At 41.7% G+C, this 21,787-nt stretch carries 21 protein-coding genes; 4 read left to right on the plus strand and 17 right to left on the minus strand.

Annotated features, from left to right (window positions below):
- Positions 1 to 719, plus strand: a 719-nt coding sequence (locus FYJ75_RS07175; protein ID WP_235907029.1) for a transposase, incomplete at its 5' end; no start/stop codon positions are given.
- A gap of 132 nt (positions 720 to 851) precedes the next feature.
- Here the strand turns inward: FYJ75_RS07175 and yajC are convergent.
- The 3 genes from yajC to FYJ75_RS07190 all read right to left on the minus strand — a co-directional run bounded on the left by yajC (position 852) and on the right by FYJ75_RS07190 (position 4,233).
- Positions 852 to 1,163: a preprotein translocase subunit YajC gene (gene yajC, locus FYJ75_RS07180; protein ID WP_154429781.1), complete on the minus strand. Its 312-nt coding sequence runs from the start codon at positions 1,161 to 1,163 to the stop codon at positions 852 to 854.
- A gap of 101 nt (positions 1,164 to 1,264) precedes the next feature.
- A complete protein-coding gene (gene tgt / locus FYJ75_RS07185; protein WP_154429782.1) occupies positions 1,265 to 2,422 on the minus strand; it encodes a tRNA guanosine(34) transglycosylase Tgt in 1,158 nt (385 codons plus the stop codon).
- A gap of 47 nt (positions 2,423 to 2,469) precedes the next feature.
- Positions 2,470 to 4,233: a glycoside hydrolase family 13 protein gene (locus tag FYJ75_RS07190; RefSeq protein WP_154429783.1), complete on the minus strand. Its 1,764-nt coding sequence runs from the start codon at positions 4,231 to 4,233 to the stop codon at positions 2,470 to 2,472.
- Between the two features lie 171 nt (positions 4,234 to 4,404).
- Here FYJ75_RS07190 and aroC point away from each other — a divergent pair, with 171 nt between their 5' ends.
- Positions 4,405 to 5,517, plus strand: a complete 1,113-nt coding sequence (aroC, locus tag FYJ75_RS07195) for a chorismate synthase (RefSeq protein WP_154429784.1) — start codon at positions 4,405 to 4,407, stop codon at positions 5,515 to 5,517.
- Positions 5,518 to 5,632: 115 nt separating this feature from the next.
- Here aroC and FYJ75_RS07200 read toward each other — a convergent pair whose 3' ends face one another.
- The 8 genes from FYJ75_RS07200 to mtaB form a co-directional block, all read right to left on the minus strand.
- Positions 5,633 to 6,889, minus strand: coding sequence for a peptidase U32 family protein (locus FYJ75_RS07200; protein WP_154429785.1), 1,257 nt, complete (start codon positions 6,887 to 6,889; stop codon positions 5,633 to 5,635).
- Between the two features lies 1 nt (position 6,890).
- Positions 6,891 to 7,562: an O-methyltransferase gene (locus FYJ75_RS07205; protein ID WP_154429786.1), complete on the minus strand. Its 672-nt coding sequence runs from the start codon at positions 7,560 to 7,562 to the stop codon at positions 6,891 to 6,893.
- Between the two features lie 21 nt (positions 7,563 to 7,583).
- Complete coding sequence (locus FYJ75_RS07210) at positions 7,584 to 8,018, minus strand: endolytic transglycosylase MltG (protein ID WP_154429787.1); 435 nt, start codon at positions 8,016 to 8,018, stop codon at positions 7,584 to 7,586.
- Between the two features lie 25 nt (positions 8,019 to 8,043).
- A complete protein-coding gene (locus FYJ75_RS07215; RefSeq protein ID WP_154429788.1) occupies positions 8,044 to 9,729 on the minus strand; it encodes a ribonuclease J in 1,686 nt (561 codons plus the stop codon).
- A gap of 200 nt (positions 9,730 to 9,929) precedes the next feature.
- A complete protein-coding gene (locus FYJ75_RS07220; protein ID WP_154429789.1) occupies positions 9,930 to 10,193 on the minus strand; it encodes a DUF1292 domain-containing protein in 264 nt (87 codons plus the stop codon).
- Between the two features lie 73 nt (positions 10,194 to 10,266).
- Positions 10,267 to 10,701, minus strand: a complete 435-nt coding sequence (gene ruvX / locus FYJ75_RS07225; RefSeq protein WP_154429790.1) for a Holliday junction resolvase RuvX — start codon at positions 10,699 to 10,701, stop codon at positions 10,267 to 10,269.
- 17 nt (positions 10,702 to 10,718) lie between these two features.
- Positions 10,719 to 10,982 carry an IreB family regulatory phosphoprotein gene (locus tag FYJ75_RS07230; RefSeq protein WP_154429791.1) on the minus strand — a complete coding sequence of 88 codons (264 nt, stop codon included), beginning with the start codon at positions 10,980 to 10,982 and terminating at the stop codon, positions 10,719 to 10,721.
- 125 nt (positions 10,983 to 11,107) lie between these two features.
- Entirely contained in the window at positions 11,108 to 12,409 is a 1,302-nt protein-coding gene (mtaB, locus tag FYJ75_RS07235) for a tRNA (N(6)-L-threonylcarbamoyladenosine(37)-C(2))-methylthiotransferase MtaB (RefSeq protein ID WP_154429792.1), read from the minus strand.
- An 87-nt stretch (positions 12,410 to 12,496) separates the two neighbouring features.
- Between mtaB and FYJ75_RS07240 the strand changes: the two genes are divergently transcribed.
- Positions 12,497 to 12,730, plus strand: a complete 234-nt coding sequence (locus FYJ75_RS07240) for an HPr family phosphocarrier protein (protein WP_154429793.1) — start codon at positions 12,497 to 12,499, stop codon at positions 12,728 to 12,730.
- Positions 12,731 to 12,806: 76 nt separating this feature from the next.
- Here the strand turns inward: FYJ75_RS07240 and thiI are convergent, their stop codons facing one another.
- From thiI to prmA, 4 genes are read right to left on the minus strand one after another with little or no spacing between them, the layout of a single operon-like run.
- Positions 12,807 to 13,991, minus strand: a complete 1,185-nt coding sequence (gene thiI / locus FYJ75_RS07245; RefSeq protein ID WP_154429794.1) for a tRNA uracil 4-sulfurtransferase ThiI — start codon at positions 13,989 to 13,991, stop codon at positions 12,807 to 12,809.
- Positions 13,992 to 14,006: 15 nt separating this feature from the next.
- A complete protein-coding gene (locus FYJ75_RS07250; RefSeq protein ID WP_154429795.1) occupies positions 14,007 to 15,161 on the minus strand; it encodes a cysteine desulfurase family protein in 1,155 nt (384 codons plus the stop codon).
- Between the two features lie 8 nt (positions 15,162 to 15,169).
- Positions 15,170 to 15,922 carry an RsmE family RNA methyltransferase gene (locus FYJ75_RS07255; RefSeq protein WP_154429796.1) on the minus strand — a complete coding sequence of 251 codons (753 nt, stop codon included), beginning with the start codon at positions 15,920 to 15,922 and terminating at the stop codon, positions 15,170 to 15,172.
- Positions 15,923 to 15,933: 11 nt separating this feature from the next.
- A complete protein-coding gene (prmA, locus tag FYJ75_RS07260) occupies positions 15,934 to 16,917 on the minus strand; it encodes a 50S ribosomal protein L11 methyltransferase (RefSeq protein WP_154429797.1) in 984 nt (327 codons plus the stop codon).
- 166 nt (positions 16,918 to 17,083) lie between these two features.
- Between prmA and pap the strand changes: the two genes are divergently transcribed.
- A complete protein-coding gene (pap, locus tag FYJ75_RS07265) occupies positions 17,084 to 18,565 on the plus strand; it encodes a polyphosphate:AMP phosphotransferase (RefSeq protein ID WP_154429798.1) in 1,482 nt (493 codons plus the stop codon).
- A gap of 30 nt (positions 18,566 to 18,595) precedes the next feature.
- Here pap and dnaJ read toward each other — a convergent pair whose 3' ends face one another.
- Positions 18,596 to 19,774, minus strand: coding sequence for a molecular chaperone DnaJ (dnaJ, locus tag FYJ75_RS07270; protein ID WP_154429799.1), 1,179 nt, complete (start codon positions 19,772 to 19,774; stop codon positions 18,596 to 18,598).
- An 88-nt stretch (positions 19,775 to 19,862) separates the two neighbouring features.
- Entirely contained in the window at positions 19,863 to 21,761 is a 1,899-nt protein-coding gene (gene dnaK, locus FYJ75_RS07275) for a molecular chaperone DnaK (protein WP_154429800.1), read from the minus strand.
- Positions 21,762 to 21,787 lie beyond the last annotated feature (26 nt).

Here is a 21,787-nt window from a genome sequence, read left to right on the forward strand (position 1 = left end):
TTCCGGCTTATAATGTACAGGTCGGTGTTGCAGATGAGTACATTGCTGTTGTTGATGTAAATCAGTACCGCTCAGATATGGATTGTTTTGTTCCGCTGATGAACAAATTTTATACTACATATGGCTTTTATCCGAAATATCCAGTAGCGGATGCGGGATATGGTTCTTACAACAATTACATCTTTTGTGAGCAGCATGGAATGGAAAAATATATGAAGTTTCCCATGTTCAAGAAAGAGACTACTGACAAAAAGTATCAAGAAGATCCATTTCGTGCAGTCAATTTCCCAATCGGGAAAGATAGAATCATGCGTTGCCCAAACGAGAAAAAATTTTATCTTCAGTACCGTAAAAACGTAAAGGGAAACAAGTATGGACGTCAGGAAGAAATATACCAGTGTGAAGACTGTTCTGGATGTCCATACGCTGAACACTGTAAAAAGACGGATAAAAACCGCACCGTTCGGATTAACCGTGAACTTACAGCGATGCATCAGGAAGTGATTGGAAATCTCGAAAGTATCCAGGGAGCACTTCTGAGGATGAACAGATCCATCCAGGCAGAGGGCACATTTGGTATCATAAAAAACGACCGTTGGTACAAAAGAATTGTCCGAAGAGGAATAAAATCTGTCCTGCTTGAAGTATTTCTTGTTTCTATTGGACACAATCTTTATAAATATCACAATAAACATGAAAAAAATGTAACAGCCGCATAGGATTCCATAATAGCCTTTCTTATGGGGTAAGGGGAATTATACACGTTTTATGAAATATAACTACTGTTGTATCCATAATAAAAAGGACGCATGAAAAAACTTTCGTTTTTTCACACGCCCTTTTGATCACGATTATTCTGCGTCTTCCGGCTTCTCTACTGCGGAAATTGCTGCTTTCTGCATTGGGATACGGCAGTTTTTGTTGTTTCCGAATTCAACAATTACCATATCGTCCTCAATATCAATGACAGTTCCATAGAATCCGCTTGTTGTAAGAACAGTATCTCCTACTGCAAGCTCGCTTAACATAAGATCCTTTTTCTGAGTTTCTTTCTTCTGTGGACGAATCATTAAGAAATACATGAATGCAAATAAAATGACCATCCATACAATAATTCCAACCCAGCCACCTGCTCCGGCTGATTGTGCTAAAATTGACATCATCAATCTTCCTCCTAAATTAACATACTTCTATTATTGTACACAACGAGTGATAAATCGGCAAGTATTTTGTACTATTTTATCCTTTTTTTAGAAATAAAACGTTATTTCTGCATCTCTTTCTCTCTGTTGATCTGCCCCATTCCGTATAGCTTTTCTTCCTTGTAGGAATGGAATCTTCCCTCATCTAAAGCATCCCGTATCTCTTCCATCATGTTATTATAGAAGTAAAGGTTATGAAGTACGCACAGACGCATGCCAAGCATCTCTTTCGCCTTCAGAAGATGTCTGATATAAGCTCTGCTGTAGGTACGGCATGCAGGACACTGACATCCTTCTTCGATCGGTCTCATATCCTTTTCGTATTTCTGGTTAAACAGATTGATCTTACCCTGATTGGTATAAACATGTCCATGTCTTCCGTTACGGCTTGGATATACGCAGTCAAAAAAGTCAATTCCACGCTCTACACCTTCCAGAATATTTGCCGGTGTACCAACTCCCATCAGGTATGTTGGTTTATTTACCGGAAGATAAGGCACTGTCTCATCCAGAATATGATACATTTCCTCATGGGTTTCTCCGACCGCAAGTCCTCCGACTGCATATCCATCCAGATCAAGTTCGGAGATTCTTTTTGCATGGTCGATTCGGATATCCGAATAAATTGCTCCCTGGTTAATACCAAAAAGCAGCTGGTCTTTGTTGATTGTATCCTCAAGGCTGTTTAATCTAGCCATCTCTTTTTTGCAGCGTTCGAGCCATCTTGTAGTACGTGCTACAGAATCGGATACGTATTTGCGGTCTGCAACACTTGATGGACATTCATCAAAAGCCATTGCGATCGTTGATCCAAGATTTGACTGGATCTGCATACTTTCTTCCGGTCCCATGAAAATCTTTGCACCATCAATATGAGAGCGGAAATACACACCCTCTTCCTTGATCTTGCGAAGTCCGGCCAGCGAAAACACCTGGAATCCGCCGGAATCTGTCAAAATTGGACGATCCCAGACCATAAATTTATGAAGACCTCCAACTTCTTTAATCAACTTGTCCCCAGTACGCACATGCAGATGATACGTATTGGACAGTTCAACCTGACACTTGATCTCTTTCAGATCAACGGTAGATACGGCGCCCTTGATTGCCCCTACCGTTCCTACGTTCATAAAAACAGGTGTCTGTATATCTCCGTGCACCGTATGAAAAACGCCTCGTTTTGCGCGCCCCTCCTGTTTTAACAGTTCATATTTAGCCATCTGATTTCTCTCTTTCTATTACAATTTGCTGTTACTATTATAACAGATTATCGTGAAATGCGGCGAATTAAAATTCCATTTTGCAGTAACGTCGAATCAATGCAGTGTCTTTCAAACAGAATCTCTCCATCTTTTGGTACTTCCACATCTTCTCCGGAGCAGTTAATAATGACTTCAACATAGGTGTCTACCCAGCCCATTTTCCGGAACTGGATCACACGCGGATGATCTGAAAAGTCATCCGGGAAATGGAAATTTCTGCTCTTTAAAAGCGGTTCACTTGCCCGAAGATGGATCAGTTTGGAAACCATTTCAATACGTTCTTTGTATTTTCCTGCCTCAATTTCATCCCATGGCATGCATCTTCTGCAGTCCGGATCAAAACTTCCTTCCATTGCAATTTCCGTTCCATAATAAATACACGGGCTTCCCGGCATTGCAAATAAAACTGCAAGCTGTGCAAAATATTCATCAAGATTCTTCACATCTGAGCGAAGTCTTTTGGTGTCATGGGAATCCAAAAGGTTAAACAAAACATCATTCGTCTGCTGCATATAGCTTGTATAACAACGATTGATCGTATACTCAAAATCCTGGTTGGTCAGACTCTTATCGATCCAGAAATCTTTAATGCTCTCACCAAGCGGATAATTCATTACCGCATCAAACTCATCTCCCCGCAGCCACGGAAGTGCATTATGCCATATTTCTCCAAGAATGTAAATATCCGGATTAATTTGTTTCAGCCGCAGATGCAGTTCTTTGCAGAAAAGATGGGATACCTCATTGGCCACATCCAGGCGGAGACCGTCAATTTTATAATTTTCCACCCAGTTTGCACAAATATCAATAAAGTATTTACGGACTTTCGGATTGCTCGTATTCAGTTTTGGCATATTATCAAAAAATGCAAAGGTATAAAACTGTTTCTTTTTTGCAGCTCCGCCTTTAAAATCCAACGGCCACTCATTGATCATAAACCAGTCATAGTATTCCGATTCCGGTCCTTTTTTCAGCACATCCTGCCACGGTGCAAAATAATACCCGCAGTGATTGAATACACCATCCAGCATAACCCGCATTCCTCTGGCATGTGCTTCTGATACCAGTTTCTGAAATGTCTCTTCATCTCCAAAATTCGGATCGATCTTCGTATAGTCAGTCGTATCGTATTTGTGATTGCTTGGCGACTCATTGATTGGTGTCAGATAAAGACCTGTGATGCCAAGATCCTTCAGATAATCCAGTTTCTGGATAATTCCTGCAAGATCTCCGCCGAAACATTCTTCATTTTTAACTTTTCCATGATTCCGCCATGGCACAACATTCTCCGGATCAATCGAATGATCTCCGTTACAGAAACGGTCTGGGAAAATCTGATACCAGACCGTTTCATTTACCCATTTCGGTGTCACCGGAATATCACATGGATTCATCCAAGGAAAAACAAAGCACTGTCTGCTTCTTCCTTCAAGTTCCATCTGTTCTCCACTGACAAATCCATCCTCGAAATAAAACCAGTGTTCATCCTCTGTAAAAAGCTCAAAATAATATTTCAGACGCTTGTATTCCGGCTTAACCGTTGTCGTCCACCAGATCTGATTTTTCAGTTTCTTTTTAAAAATAATCGGTTCCTTATTTCCGTTCCAGCTTTCTCCACCGCCTAAAATTCCAGCTGCAAATGGATCGCCAAGAATAATATTTACTTCTTTTACATCATAACCTGTCTTTAAATTTATGATCAGTTCATCCTCATTTAAAGGATAGCAATAATTATCCGATGCCTGATGATATACTCCGTTAAATTCCATATCATACCCCCGTTATGTTCTCTTTTATTTCTGAAAATATTTCAGCCAACATTGATTTTCGCAAATTTTAGTAAAACTACATCTAAAATATATCATAACTTTCTTGACTATTCAACTTCGCTTTCCTTATAATTGTCTATAAAAGATTGAAGAGACAAGAGGAGAGAAATTATGGCTGGTTCATCATACGGAACAATATTTAAAATCACTACCTGGGGAGAATCACACGGCGCAGGACTCGGTGTGGTCATTGACGGCTGCCCTGCCGGGCTTTCGCTTACCGAAGAAGATATTCAGATTTACCTGAATCGAAGAAAACCGGGACAGTCCCGATTCGCAACTCCCCGCAAGGAAGACGACGCTGTCGAAATCCTTTCCGGAGTTTTCGAGGGAAAAACAACCGGTACTCCTATTTCTCTTTTGGTTCGAAATAAAAATCAGAAATCTGCTGACTATAGCGAGATTGCATCCTACTACCGCCCTGGACATGCCGACTACGGATTTGATATGAAATACGGTTTCCGTGACTATCGTGGAGGTGGACGTTCTTCCGGACGTGAAACAATCGGACGTGTTGCTGCAGGTGCAATTGCAGCTAAGCTCCTTGGTGAACTTGGCATTCATTTTCTTACCTACACACAGTCGATTGGGGATATTTCCGTTGATCCATCCCGTTTTGATCCGGACGAGATCAGTAAAAATACACTTTACATGCCGGATGCCAATGCCGCAGACAAGGCACAGGAATATCTGGATCAGTGCCTGGAGAATAAGAACTCTTCCGGTGGCACCATTGAATGCATCGTAACCGGTCTTCCAGCCGGAATCGGCGATCCTGTTTTTGAAAAACTGGATGCAAATCTTGCAAAAGCAATGTTTTCTATCGGCGCCGTAAAAGGCTTCGAGATTGGTGACGGCTTTGCAGCAGCCAAAGCTACCGGTCTTGCAAATAATGATGCATTTTCCATTGATTCGAATGGTCAGATCGTGAAAAAGACCAATCACTCCGGTGGTACACTCGGCGGAATAAGTGACGGTTCCCCGCTTCTTATGCGCGTTGCTGTCAAACCAACACCTTCCATTGCAGCCCCACAGCAAACAGTCAACAAATCCATGGAAGAAATCGATATTTCAATCAAAGGACGCCACGACCCGATCATTGCTCCACGTGCCGTTGTTGTCGTAGAAGCGATGGCAGCACTTACGATTGTCGATCTTCTGTTTACCAATATGACAGCCCGGCTTGACTCTGTAAAGGAATTTTACAAGCCATCCCGTTCCTGATACAACTTGCAGATTAGAAAAACCCTTCGAAAAACCACCTTTTAAAGCCGTTCACGATCCGGCTGTGGTTTTCTCGAAGGGTTTTCTTTTTGGAATGCTATTTGTTTGTTTTCCGCTACTGCAGCTGAATGCTGCTGTCCTCTTCTTTACGGCGGATAATATCATACATATCCAGTTCGATTCCAAGATCAATGTACAATACCTGCTTTGGATGTGGTGCAGATTCTACATCTTTTCCATCCTCATCGGTAATCCGGCGTACTGTCACTTCAATGTTATCACCATTCGGCTTCATTACCTCAATCTGTTCACCTACAGAGAATTTATTTCTCTGCTCGATCCGATACAGTCCCTCTGCATTTTGCTCCCCAATGATTCCAAGATAGGTATATTCCTTGCAGTACGTATTGTTGTCGTAAATCTGAGCTTCCTCAGATGGCTTTCCATAGAAAAATCCGGTTGTAAACTGTCGGTATGTGCAGTTTGAAATCTGATCCAGATACCATGGCATATTTTCTTTATATTTGTCCGGAGATTCCAGATAATCGTTGATTGCCTTTCGGTATGTTCTTGCAACCGTTGCCACATAAAGTGCGGTCTTCATACGGCCTTCGATCTTATAGCTGTCAATTCCTGCATCGATGAGATCCGGAATATGCTCGATCATGCATAAGTCCTTTGAGTTGAAAATATAAGTTCCTCTCTCATTTTCATACACCGGAAGATATTCACCTGGTCTTTTTTCTTCAACAACCGCATATTTCCATCTGCATGGATGCGTACACGCTCCCTTATTCGCATCTCTTCCCGTAAAATAATTGGAAAGCAGACATCTTCCGGAATAAGAAATGCACATTGCACCATGAATAAATGTCTCAATCTCCAGATCATCCGGAATATTGGCACGGATCTCTTTAATCTCTTTTAAGGAAAGCTCTCTTGCTGATACAACACGTGATGCTCCCTGTCCATACCAGAACTGATAGGTTCCGTAATTGGTATTGTTCGCCTGTGTGCTGACGTGACGTTCAATTTCCGGACAGACTTCCTTTGCAATCATGAAAACCCCCGGATCCGAAATAATAAGTGCATCCGGACGATCCGGTTTCATCTCGTTTAATTCTTTAAAATACTGGCGTACTCCATCAAGATCATAATTATGTGCAAGTATATTCGCTGTTACATATACTTTTACATTGTGGTCATGAGCAAACTTAATTCCCTCTGCCATCTCTTCCATCGAGAAGTTTTTTGCCTTTGCACGAAGTCCGAATACTTCACCACCAATATATACTGCATCTGCGCCAAAAATAACTGCAACCTTTAATACTTCCAGACTGCTGGCCGGGACCAGTAATTCGATATTTCTCATTTTACTCTATTCCTCTCTCACTCATCTGTTCTTTTATTTTCGTGCTGACTGTAATTCCATCACCAATCGGAAGTACCGCCGTGACAAGATCATCCCGGTGTGTCAGTTCATATAAATATTCCCGCATTCTTTTATAGATCGTACGGTTTCTTCTTGTAACTGCAAAATGGGATTCTATGATATCTCCATCCTGTAGTACATTATCAGACACCAATACCCCGCCTGTTTTTAACAGCCGTAAAATATCCGGCATAAAATGGATATACTGTCCTTTTGCAGCATCCATAAAAATCATATCATACGGTTCGGAAAGCTGCTTTAAAACCTCTGTCGCATCCCCTTCAATCAAAGTGATCTGATCTTCTTTTCCGGCTCTTTTAAAATTCTCTTTTGCAATTGGAATACGTTTCTCGTAATTTTCAATTGTGGTTATCTCACACGCTTCCGGATCATATTCCGCCATTAAAATTGCAGAAAAACCGACCGCTGTTCCTACTTCCAGAATCCTTTTGGGCTTCTGCATTGCAAGTAACAGTTTCAAAAAGCTCTGCATCTCTTTCCGAATGATCGGAACATAAGAATCCAGAGCTTCTCTTTCTATGATATCCAGTATTTCGGTATTTCCCTGATCCAGCGAATTTATGTAGGTAACCAGACGTTCATCTACTACCATTGTTAAATTCTCCTGTTCTTTTTACTCTCCACCGGTTGTCACTTCGGTGGCAACCTCCGGCTCCTGTGTGTCCTCCGTCTGTTCTGTATCGGAATCAGCCTGCGCCATCTCCACGATCATTTCCTTTGGGGTCATGGAAGTATTGAGCGTATAGGTTCCGGAATGTATCCTGTTATTATAGGCAGAGAGACGAAGCTGCAGATAAAACAGATTCGCATCTCTGACAAGTCCCTTTTTCTCCAAAAGCTGTCCAAGTTCTTTTCCTGACATTCCGCTTTTCACCTGTACCAGAACATCGGTTCCAGGTTCTTCCTCCATCGCAGATTCCGTAAAAACACGATATCCAAAATCATATGCGGTTGTCCCAAGCCTGATAAATACATAAACGATCAACAGGACGATCATCAAAGTAAATGCAATTTTTATAAAACGAAACAGCAGTTTGTTAATATTCATAAGCCTCTCCCGGTTGTAAGCAATGTTATACTTCCATAATGATCGGCATGATCATCGGACGTCTCTTCGTCTCTTTCCAGACAAAATCTCCAAGTGCATCTTTTACTTCTGTCTTGATCTTGCCCCAGTCAGTAATATTATGTTCCATACAATATTCCATCGTATTGTCCAGAACTGTCTTTGCCTCATCCATAAGGCTTTCTGAATTACGTACATATACAAATCCTCTGGATACAATATCCGGGCCTGCAAGTACCTGTCCCGAACCGCTTTCAAGTGTCATAACCACAATAATAATACCATCCTCAGCAAGATGCTGTCTGTCTCTTAAAACGATATTTCCAACATCTCCAACGCCCAGTCCGTCAACAAAGACATTTCCGACATGAACATGTCCGGTAACCTCTGCGCCATCTTCATCGATTTCAAGTACATCTCCGGAAGAAAGGATCTTAATATGATCTTTATCCATTCCCAGTTCCTCAGCAATCTTCGCCTGAGCAACGAGATGTTTATACTCTCCATGTACCGGAATTGCATATTTCGGATTAACCAGCGAATAAATAAGCTTGATATCTTCCTGGCAGGCATGACCGGATACATGAACATCCTGGAAAATAACTTCAGCTCCTTTTCTCATCAGTTCATTGATGACTCCGGTTACAGACTTCTCATTTCCTGGAATCGGGCTGGAACTGAATACGATCGTATCATTTGGTTTAATGGAAACTTTTCTGTGCATACCAGATGCCATACGGGAAAGTGCTGCCATAGATTCTCCCTGGCTTCCCGTCGTAATGATGACCGTCTGCTCATCCGGATAATTGCGAAGCTGATCCGCCTCGATCAGGATATTATCCGGAAGAGAAAGATATCCAAGCTCCGAAGCGATCGAAATGATATTCACCATGCTTCGTCCTTCAATAGCCACCTTGCGTCCGTATTTATTCGCCGAGTTGATGATCTGCTGAACACGGTCAACATTTGATGCAAACGTTGCAATAATAATCCTCTGGTTCTTGTGATCATCAAAAATCTTATCTAAAGTCTTACCAACCGTCTTTTCAGACATGGTAAAGCCTTTTCTTTCCGCATTTGTACTGTCGCATAAAAGTGCAAGTACACCTTTTTTACCAATCTCTCCAAATCTCTGAAGGTCAATCGCATCACCAAATACCGGTGTGTAATCCACTTTAAAGTCACCTGTATGGACAACGATTCCTGCCGGTGAGTAGATTGCAAGCGCTGCTGCATCCTGAATACTGTGGTTTGTCTTAATAAACTCAACACGGAAACATCCAAGATTGATATGCTGACCGTATTTTACGACTTTGCGTTTTACTTTCTTTAACATATCATGTTCTTTTAATTTATGATCAATAATTCCGATTGTAAGTTTTGTTGCATAGATTGGGACATTGATTTCTTTTAAAACATATGGAATTGCCCCAATATGGTCTTCATGACCATGTGTGATAAAAAATCCCTTTACTTTATCGATATTATCTCTCAGATATGTGATATCCGGGATAACAAGGTCAATTCCCAGCATATCATCATCCGGGAATGAAATTCCGCAATCTACAACAATAATACTGTCCTCATATTCAAAAGCAGTGATATTCATACCAATCTGCTCTAATCCGCCTAATGGAATAATTTTTAATTTGCTCTTTTTGTTTGTGTTTTCCTGTTCTCTTTCTTTCTTCAAAATTTTACCTCCAAAATCTAAACCGAACCGGACAGGTTTACACCTGAGACCTTATGAACAAATATCAAACAACCATAAGGTGACCGGATAATCCTGTACGGTTTCTTTCACACACAAAAAAAGTCATGACAAACCAGCGAAACCATATCTTACATTCCGCTTTTTGTCATCCTTTTATTATGTGTCTGTTTCACGTATCATTAAAATTCTACTCTTGTATCTTCATCCATGAGTTCCGAGAATATTTTTCCGAGTGCAGCAAGCTCCACTTCGTCTTCTACCATCTCATAGACAATTTCACCGCCATCTTCTTCGCGAAGTTCTTTCAGGATATAGGCATCACCATCGCCTTCCTCTTCTTCTGTCACGAAAAGATATTTCATGCCATTCAGCTGTGTCTGTTCCAATACGAAAAACGAAACAGCTTCATTTGTTTCCGGATCTGTAAAAATTACTTTTTCCATGTTATCTCCATTTCATACATTCATTCCGGAGCAAAAGCAATCCTCTGCAGGACATAAAAACAAGATATCCCGGTTATCCCTGTTTCTGGTGTGTCAGATAATCCAGATACCCCTGTAAAATAAATATTGCCGCGATTTCATCCACATATTCCTTACGGTTCTCTCTTCGGATTCCCATCTCCATCATAGAATTATCCGCAGAAACTGTAGTGAGACGCTCGTCCCAGAGAATGACTTCAAGTCCAGTGCGTTTTTCCAGCATTTCCTTAAATTCTTTCGTCTTTTCGCAGCGCTCACCTTCCGTATTATTCATGTTCTTGGGAAAACCAAGGACAATCTTATCTACTCCGTATTCTGTTACAAGTTCTTCTATCCTTGCAAGTGTCTGACGCAATTTGGATGAAGATTTGCGTCGAATAATCTCTACTCCCTGTGCAGTGATCAGGAGTTCATCACTCACTGCCACTCCTACTGTCTTTGAACCATAGTCCAATCCTAAAATCCGCATTACTTCACCGTACCGGATTATCTCCAGGAATTGTTCTCAATGTAAGCCTTCAAAACTTCTTCCACAAGTTCATCACGCTCTACTTTCATGATCAGGCTTCTGGCATTATTATGACTGGTGATATAAGTTGGATCACCAGACATGATATATCCCACAATCTGATTAACCGGATTGTATCCTTTCTCATTGAGTGCTCGGTATACAACCTCAAGAACATCTTTTACCTGAAGTTCCGGCTCCTTTTCTACTTTAAAATACTGTGTGTTGTTAATATTCTGCATAATTTCACGCCTTTGCTCTTGTTACAATTATCCCGTAATGACTGTCACATTCATCACCGGGTTCTTTACGCCACAATAAGCTATGTCTATTTTATTGTAAACTACTCGGACAAAAAATACAACCATTAATCCATCAAAAGCACTTCATCATTCAGCATACCTGTAAGTTTACCGCTCTTTAAGCAGTTGGAAAGATTCTCTTCAGATTCCACTGCAACCTTTACATATTCTCTTGTATAGCCGGTAAAATAAGTCTTGCCGTCAATCTCATTTTCTTCTTCAAACAAAACATCCTGTGTACTTCCGATATAATGCTGGCGGAATTCTTTTGACATTTTTTCTCCAAGTTCAATCAGCTGTGCGCTCCGATTCGTCTTCTCCTGTTCTGAGACCTGATCCGGCATCACAGCTGCTTTTGTTCCCTGCCGTTTGGAATATTTAAAAATATGCATTTCATAAAAATGTATCTGTGCAAGAAATTCCTTTGTGATTTGAAATTCCTCTTCTGTCTCTCCCGGGAAACCTACGATCACATCCGTCGTAATCGCAGGATGGTCAAACGCGTCCCTCAGCAGACTGCACGCATGTGCATATTCTTCCGCTGTATATTTGCGGTTCATCCTCTGCAGCGTCGCATCGCATCCACTCTGTAATGACAAGTGAAAATGCGGACAGATTTTCGAAAGCCCGGAGAGTTCTTTTGCGAAATCTTCGGTAACAAGTCTTGGCTCCAGTGATCCAAGACGGATTCTTTCGATTCCGTCTATTTTATGAACTTCCTGGATCAGGTGAAGCAGATTATCCCCGAGATCTGTTCCATACGAACTCAGATGAATTCCAGTAAGCACGATCTCTTTATAGCCATTTGCAGCCAGACGTTCAACCTCTTTTACCACGTGTTCGAGCTTTCTGCTTCTTACCCGTCCTCTGGCATAAGGAATGATGCAATAGCTGCAAAACTGGTTACACCCATCCTGAACTTTTATAAATGCTCTTGTATGTTCTGCTGTCCGGGACAGGAAAAGTTCCTCGTATTCCTGTCTTTCATGGTTAATATCCAAAACATCATCGCGGTCTTTATGATTCTTCATAAATGCCTCGATCCGCTCAACCAGTTCATGTTTTTTATTATTTCCGATCACGATATCGATCGCGGTATCTTTTAATGCTTCTTCCTCTTTTGTCTGGATATAGCAGCCGGTGCCCACAACTACCGCATCCGGATTTTTTGCTTTTGCCCGGTGCAGCATCTGGCGTGATTTCCGGTCTGCCATATTTGTAACGGAACAGGTATTGATAATATAAACATCTGCATATTCCTGAAATGGCACAATCTCATACCCTGCATTTTCAAGCATCTGCTGCATCGCCTCGGTTTCATATGCATTCACTTTGCATCCCAGATTATGAAGTGCTGCTTTTTTCATTTTTCTCTCCTAAATAATTGACTTTTCATGTAAAAACCTTTAGTATCAAAAGTAGATAAATTCTATTATTGATAAGGAGGTTTTCTGATGAAAACAGTACAGATTTCATTAAATTCTATCGGTAAAGTAAAATCTTTCGTAAATGCAATTACACAGTTTGATTTTGATTTTGATTTAATTTCCGGAAGATATGTCATTGATGCAAAATCCATCATGGGTATCTTCAGTTTAGATTTATCCAAACCAATCGACCTTGCAATTCATACAGAGACTAATCTGGATGAGATCATGGAAGTATTAAAACCATACATTATCGAGTAATTGCAGCTTTAGAATTTATAAGCACAGACAAAGAAGATCAGAAATGATCTTCTTTTTTTGTGCCTGTTATAATAGTTTATTCTGCATCAACGTGAATCGTTTCAACCGTTTCAATTGCCTTTTTCATCAGTTCTTCGATGCAGTCATTTAAATTTTCTTCTGACTTCTTGATGTATTTCAGATTTGGCTTGGTTACCGGATGTTTTGCAACAAAGATCGTACAGCAGTCTTCAAACGGCTGGATTGAAGTTTCATACGTATCGATCTTTTCCGCAATCTCTACGATATCCTGTTTGTCCAGTGCAATAAGCGGACGATATACCGGCATGGTACATACTTCATTTGTTGCTGCAAGTGACTGCATGGTCTGGCTTGCCACCTGTCCAATGCTCTCTCCTGTGATCAGTCCGAGGCATTTATTCTCATATGCAAAATGCTCAGCGATCTTCATCATATAACGGCGCATAATAATCGTCAGTTCATCATGTGGACATTTCTCATAAATTGCAAGCTGGATATCTGTGAAATTCACAACATGAAGATTAATTGGTCCGGAATATCTTGCGACCTTCTTTGCCAGATCAACCACTTTCTGTTTTGCACGCTCACTGGTATATGGCGGTGCATGAAAATAAGTTGCATCAATGGTTACACCTCGTTTGCTGATCATATAGCCTGCAACCGGGCTGTCAATTCCTCCGGATAAAAGAAGCATTGCTTTTCCGGCTGTTCCAAGCGGCATACCTCCAGGTCCTGGAAGTTCGATGGAATAGATATTGATCATCGGACGAATTTCGATATTTACAAGCACCTGTGGATGATGTACGTCAACTTTCATCTCTGGAAAAGCTTCCAGTAATTTCTCACCGATTGCTGCATTAATCTCCATTGAATTCATCGGGTAATTTTTTCTTGCACGACGTGCATTTACCTTGAATGTAAAGTTTTTGTCCGGATATGTTTCATCCACATGCCGGATTACTTCTTCTGCAAGCTTGTCAAATCCCTCATCTTCCACAAGGATTACCGGACAGATTCCAACGATACCAAACACTCTCTGCAGCGCAGTAACGGTTTCATCATAATCGTATTCACCCTCTGTCTCCACATAAATACGTCCGTTTTCCTTGCGGACATGAAACGTTCCGTCCACATTCTTTAACTGATAACTGATGTTGTGAACCAGCGCATCCTCAAACAGATATCTGTTTTTTCCTTTGATTGCGATCTCTGCGTATTTAATCAAAAATGCTTTGTACATTCTTATCTCCTTTACTTATTTTCTTGTATATTTCTGAAGCATCGGAATGACTTCTCTCATAACTCCGAGTGCATAATCAAGTTCTTCCATTGTGGTGTGTACCGAAAAACTAAACCGGATCGTAGAATCCAAAAGCTCCGGTGCAAGTCCGATACTTTTTAACGTATGGCTGACCGAAGGCTTATTCGATGAACATGCGCTTCCTGCTGATACATAAATTCCTCTGTCTTCCAGTGTATGAAGCATAACCTCTGCACGCACACCGCGAATGCTGACGCTGACCACATGAGGAGCAGACGCTCTTTGGGATTGTCCGTTTACGCTCACACCTTCAATCTGCGTCACCTGTTCGATAAAATGCTCTCTTAAAGCATACATCCGGTCGATCTTTTCCTCAAAATCCGTATAGATCTCCTCAGCAGCAAGTCCAAGTCCTGCGATTGCAGGCACATTCTCTGTTCCGGAACGCATTCCCTTCTGCTGGCCACCACCAAATATCACCGGACGGATTTTGGTTTTATCTTTTATGTATAAAAATCCACTGCCCTTTGGTCCATGAATCTTATGTCCGCTCACTGACAAAAGATCAATATTTAACTTCTTTGGAACGATCCGCATCTTTCCATATGCCTGAATCGCATCCACGTGAAAAATAATATCCGGATTCGCTGCTTTTATGATCTTTCCAGCTTCTTCAATCGGCTGGATTGCCCCGATTTCATTGTTTACCTGCATCAAAGAAACCAGGATTGTATCCTCCCGGATCGCATTTTTTAATGCTTCCATAGAGATAACACCCTTAGAATCCACCGGCAGATAAGTCACTTCAAATCCCTGTTCTTCCAGATATGCCATAGGATTTGACACAGACGCATGTTCAATGGAAGATGTAATAATATGCATGCCGGCACGCCGGTTTGCCATTGCACTTCCAATGATGGCCAGGTTATTGGATTCTGTTCCGCCTGACGTAAAAACGATTTCTTTTTCCTGTGCTTTCAGAGTCTTTGCAATCTGTTTTTTTGCTTCATTGATATATTTTTCAGCAATTACTCCCTTCATATGTAACGAAGAAGGGTTGCCATAATCCTCCAATAACAGCTTCATCATCAGTTCAGCTGCTTTGTCTGAACATCTTGTTGTTGCTGAATTATCCAAATATGCTTCCATGATTACTCCTATTCATCCAGCTGGTACACAAGCATTGCAAGTGTTGCAAGTCCAGCTGTTTCCGTTCTTAAAATCCGTCTTCCAAGTGAGATCCGATGCATCTCGTCCGGAAGACCTGTAATCTCCTCTTCTGAGAATCCGCCTTCCGGTCCAATAAAGATTCCAATCGACTGCCCTGGTGTAATGTGCCCGATGATCTCTCTGGTAGCTTCCATGCCACGTTCATTCTCATATGGTACAAGAACAACATCCAGCGTCTTTGCCAGTTCCAATGCCTCTTTCCAGTTCATTAACGGTCTTATCACCGGAATGACCGTTCTTTTTGACTGTTTTGCAGCACTCTCTGCAATCGTCTGCCATCGTTTATTTTTATTGTCTGCCTTCTTTGCATCCAGCTTAACCACACAGTTTTTCATGGATACCGGAATCACTTCCGAAACTCCAAGCTCGGTTGCCTTTTGTATGATCAGCTCCATCTTATCGCTTTTTGGCAACCCCTGAAACAGCCAGATCGGATTATCCAGTTCTGTCCCTGTCTCATCTGCATATTCGATTCTGGCGCTCACATAATCCGCGGCAATTTCTTCCAGGCAGCAGAAAAAAGCATGTCCAGAACGATCTGAAACTCTCACCTTTTCTCCTGTTTTCATACGGAGGACATTCCGGATATGATTTACATCCGGTCCTGTGATGCAGATTTTCCCTGTTTTCTGTTCTGCGTCAAAAGCTACCTGCTCATCTTCTACAAAAAATTGATACATCTTGTCTATCCTTAATTTTTACGTGCAGTAATGTTGACCCATTCACCCTGATGATTGATCTCCACAACTTCAAGACCCGCTTTTTCAATTGCTGCCTTCACTTCATTTTCTTTGAAATCAATAATTCCGGATGTAATAAAATATCCACCCTTTTTCAGGCGGGCCGGAATGACCGGTGCCATTGGAATGATAACATCCGCAAGAATATTTGCAACTACGATATCATATACTTCTGTTCCAACCTTTTGTTGAAGTTCTTCGTCATCGATCAGGTTACCAACATAAAAAGTACCAAGTCCGGCATCAAGATGGTTTACTTCCATATTCTCTTTTGTGGAGATCATGCAGTCTGCATCCAGATCTGTACCAACTACCTCTGATGCTCCAAGTTTTAATGCAACAATTGATAAAATGCCACTTCCACATCCGACATCCAATACCTTAGGATGCTTATTCTCTGGGGTATATTCGCTGTTACCGCGGATATATTTTAAAAGCTGTCTGATGCATAACTGCGTGGTCTCATGTTTTCCTGTTCCGAACGAAATTCCAGGATCAATTTCAATCAGGAATTTATCCTTATCTTCCTCTTTCAGTTCCTCCCAGGTTGGTTTGATCAGAATATCCTCGATCGTAAAAGAAGAAAAATATTTCTTCCAGTTATTGATCCAGTCCAGATCTTCGGTCTCACTTGATGAGATCATGCCAGAACCTACCTCTACCATCTTTCTGAGATTCTCAAGGCCGGCTTTCACCTGCGTTAAGATCTGTTTCTGATCACTTCCGTCCTCTTCAATATAAAAGCTGACATGGCTGATTCCCTCATCCGGTGGAAGTTCCGGAAGAAAGTCAATAAACATATCTGCCTGGTCCTCTTTCGTCAGAGGGATATTATCTTCAATTTCAATTCCCTCAATTCCAAGGTCCATCAGCATAGAACTCATATAGTCTTCTGCTGCTGTTGTTGTTTCAATTGTATATTTTTTCCATTTCATAATGTGATATCCTCTCTGTGCATACTTCTTTTTATATTACCTTAGAATCCTGCAAAATACAAGATGGAACTCCGAAATTGATTTTTGATTCTTACTGGTATTTTTGCGGAAATGGGTTAAAATAGAAATAACAAAATGTATAGGGACACATATGGGAGGGACATATATGGGTGATTCAAAAACAAATGAGATTCAAAAACTCAGTCAGGATGAACTGAAAAGTATTTTAAAAAACACAAGGCGCACGCTGTCCGCACAACAGCAGCTGATCAAGGAAAAACATCTTCCGGTCATTGTTCTTGTAGAAGGCTGGAGTGCTTCCGGAAAAGGCACTTTGATCAGTTACCTTATCCGGGATCTTGATCCCCGCTTTTTTCAGGTTATTCCGGTAAAGTCGCCTACAAAAGAGGAAAAAAGAAAACCTTTTCTCTGCCGTCATATGACCAATATTCCGGAAGCCGGGAAATTCGTCTTCTTCGACTCCGGCTGGATGGAAGAAACTGTTTTCGACGTTGTTGATGGACACCTTTCCGAAAAGGCTCTTGCACACCGGATTCACGATGTAAACATCTTTGAGCGGCAGCTTGTTGACAACGGTTATCTGGTACTGAAAATTTTCGTGGATGTATCGAAAGAAGACCAGGAAGCAAGAATCGCCAAACTTTCCGATAGCGAAGATACCAGCTGGCGTGTAAACAAACGGGATCTCGATCAGCTGAAGCATCGCAAAAAATACGAAAAAGCATTCAGTCATTTTATCGAAGCCACGAACTCCGTCAAAGCTCCATGGCATGTCATCGACGGAAGCAAAAAGGAACTTGTAGAACTGCAGGTGTGCCATCTTCTCGTAGACGGTATTGATGCTGCAATCCAGCGGAACACACTTCCCGCTGATATTCCGGAAAATCCGTTCAAACTGGTTCCAATGCCGGAATTAAAGGATGTTCCTCTTGACAAAGCCATGACAAGGGACGAATACGAAAAACAGCTGCAGATTGCACAGAAAAAACTCAAAAAACTTCACAACCGCATCTACAACAAAAAGATTCCTGTCATTATTGCCTATGAAGGCTGGGATGCTGCGGGAAAAGGAGGCAATATCAAGCGCCTGACCAGTGCACTTGATGCACGGGGCTTCGTTGTAAATCCGATTGCGGCACCGGATGTTCACGAGAAGAACCGCCACTTCTTATGGCGTTTCTGGACCAGACTTCCGAAAACCGGCCATATCTCAATCTTTGACCGTACCTGGTATGGCCGTGTCATGGTTGAGCGTCTTGAAGGCTTCTGTAGTGAAAATGACTGGAAGCGCGCATACAACGAGATCAATGAATTCGAAAAAAATCTCTCCGACTGGGGTGCTGTCATTGTAAAATTCTGGATTCAGATCGACAAAGATACCCAGCTTGCCCGTTTTCACGAGCGCGAAGAGAATCCGGACAAACGCTGGAAAATCACTGACGAAGACTGGAGAAACCGCGAAAAATGGGATCAGTATGAAGATGCCGTCAATGAAATGCTGCAAAAGACCAGCACTACGTTTGCCCCATGGCACATCATTGAATCCAATGATAAATTATATGCCCGCATTCAGGCTATGAATATTGTGATCGATGCACTGGAGCAAAAAATTAAGGAGATTGGATAATATCCAATCTCCCTTTTTCTTTCATTTCTTTTACAGGTCGTCCAATGACTCTTTCAGTTTGCCCATAAAGCCTTTTTTCTTTTCATTCTTAGCTTTTGGAGCGGTTGCTCCATTCTCTTTATTTAATGAATCTCCGGTCAGTGCATCAAACTGGCGAAGTGCTTCTTTCGCATCTTTGCTGAGTCCTGTAGGTGTCTGTACGATCAGTGTTACATAATGATCTCCGCGTACAGCTTTATTGCGCAGAGATGGAACACCTTTTCCTTTCAGACGGATTCTTGTTCCTGTCTGGGTTCCAGGTGCAACAGAAGAAATAATATCACCATCCACTGTCTTGATCCGGATGTCTCCACCAAGTGCCGCAATTGCAAATGAGATTGAAACATTTGAATAAATATTCATATCCTGTCTCTGGAAAGCCGGATTGCTGGAAACAATCACTTCTACAAGAAGATCTCCTCTTGGTCCGCCATTTGTTCCAGGTTCACCATAATCACGTACTCTTACGCACTGTCCATTATCGATACCAGCCGGGATCTCAACTTTTTTACGTACCTTTTTCGTAATATATCCGGTTCCACGGCAGGATGCGCACTTCTCTTTTACAACCTTACCGGTTCCGTTACATTCCGGACAGGTCTGTACATTCTGAACCATTCCGAATAATGACTGCTGGGAATAAACAACTTTTCCTTTACCGCCACATTTCGTACATGTTTCCGGACTTGTTCCCGGTTTTGCACCTGTTCCATGACAGGTTGCACATTCTTCTTTATAATTAAATTCCAGTTCTTTCTCGCATCCAAAAACAGCCTCTTCAAAACTGATACGGATACTCAGACGGATATTTGCGCCCTTCATCGGTCCATTATTTGCAGATCTTCTTGAACCGCCACCGAAGAAATCACCAAAAATATCACCAAAAATGTCGCCCATGTCCATTCCTGAGAAATCGAAGCCTCCGGCTCCTCCAGCGCCTCCGTCAAAAGCTGCATGACCAAACTGGTCATACTGACGTCTCTTGTCTGCATCGCTTAATACTGCATATGCTTCCTGCGCCTCTTTAAATTTTTCTTCGCATTCTTTATCTCCTGGATGCATATCCGGATGATACTTTTTCGCAAGAACTCGGAAAGCCTTCTTTATCTCTGCATCCGTCGCAGTCTTGGGAACACCAAGCACCTCATAATAATCTCTTTTCTCTGCCATAACATTACCTTTTCTACTCTAACATTCTAAACACCGAAAACCCGGCAAGCCAAAACTTACCGGGTATTCAGATTCTTTTACGCTAAGATTAAACTTCTTTGAAGTCTGCGTCAATTACGTCATCGTCAGCGGAACCATTTGTGTTTGCACTCTGGCCTGCTCCGCCCATATTGCTCATATCCGGACCTGCACCTGCTGCGCCCTGAGCTCCCTGGGCAGCCTGTGTCTGCTCATACATTTTTGCAAAAACTTTCTGAGCACTCTGTGTTAATTTCTCCTGAGCTGCTTTTAACTCTGCAATGTCTGCATCTGTCATCTGCTCAGCTTCCGGATGTGCATCTAAGATCGCTTTTACTGCATTGATATCAGCTTCTACTGCTGATTTATCAGCTGCATCAATTCCGTCTCCAACCTGATCTAATGCCTGCTGTGTCTGGAATACGAATGCATCAGCATCGTTTCTTGCATCGATTGCTTCTTTTCTCTTCTTATCCTGAGCTTCAAATTCTGCAGCTTCTTTTACAGCCTTATCAATCTCATCATCTGACATATTTGATCCGGATGTAATTGTAATATGCTGCTCTTTTCCTGTTCCCAAATCTTTTGCAGATACATTTACAATACCGTTTGCATCGATATCAAATGTAACCTCGATCTGTGGAACACCACGACGTGCTGGTGGGATACCATCCAGACGGAACTGTCCAAGTGATTTGTTATCACGGGCAAACTGTCTCTCACCCTGTACTACGTTGATGTCAACTGCTGTCTGGTTATCTGCTGCTGTAGAGAAAATCTGGCTCTTCTTTGTAGGAATTGTTGTATTTCTCTCGATCAGTCTTGTAGCAACACCACCCATTGTCTCGATAGATAATGATAATGGAGTTACATCTAACAGTAAGATTTCACCAGCACCGGCATCTCCTGCTAATTTACCACCCTGGATAGAAGCACCAAGTGCAACACATTCATCCGGGTTTAATGATTTGCTTGGCTCTTTTCCTGTCAGCTGTTTTACTTTATCCTGTACTGCCGGAATACGTGTAGAACCACCAACTAATAATACCTGGCCAAGATCTGCATTTGTAAGACCAGCATCTTTCATTGCGTTCTGAACCGGGATTGCTGTTCTCTCAACAAGATCATGTGTTAATTCATCAAATTTTGCTCTTGTAAGGTTCATATCGAAATGTTTTGGACCTTCTGCTGTTGCTGTGATGAATGGTAAGTTGATATTTGTTGTTGTAGCTGATGATAACTCTTTCTTAGCTTTCTCAGCAGCTTCTTTTAATCTCTGAAGTGCCATCTTGTCTGTAGAAAGGTCAACACCCTCTGCTTTCTTGAACTCATCGATCATCCACTGTGTGATCTTGTTATCGAAGTCATCACCACCAAGGTGTGTATCACCGTTTGTAGATAATACTTCAATGACGCCATCACCGATCTCGATAATAGATACATCGAATGTACCACCACCAAGGTCATATACCATGATCTTCTGCTCTTTCTCATTGTCAAGTCCATAAGCTAATGCTGCTGCTGTAGGCTCGTTGATGATACGTTTTACATCCAGTCCTGCAATCTTACCTGCATCTTTTGTTGCCTGACGCTGAGCATCATTGAAGTAAGCAGGTACTGTGATAACTGCCTCTGTAACCTTTTCTCCTAAATATCCTTCTGCATCTGCTTTTAATTTCTGTAAAACCATTGCAGAAATCTGCTGTGGAGAATACTGTTTGTCATCAATTGTTACTTTGTAATCAGAGCCCATATGTCTCTTGATGGAAGAAATTGTCTTCTCTGCATTGGTAACTGCCTGACGTTTTGCAGGTTCACCAACTAATCTTTCTCCTGTTTTTGTAAATGCAACTACAGATGGTGTTGTTCTTGCACCTTCCTGGTTTGCGATAACGGTAGGTTTACCACCTTCCATAACTGCTACGCAGCTGTTTGTTGTTCCTAAGTCAATACCAATGATTTTTCCCATTTTATTGTCCTCCTGATATAAAATCA

The sequence above is a fragment of the Roseburia porci genome (assembly GCF_009695765.1).
GTDB classification, from domain to species: Bacteria; Bacillota; Clostridia; order Lachnospirales; family Lachnospiraceae; genus Roseburia; species Roseburia porci.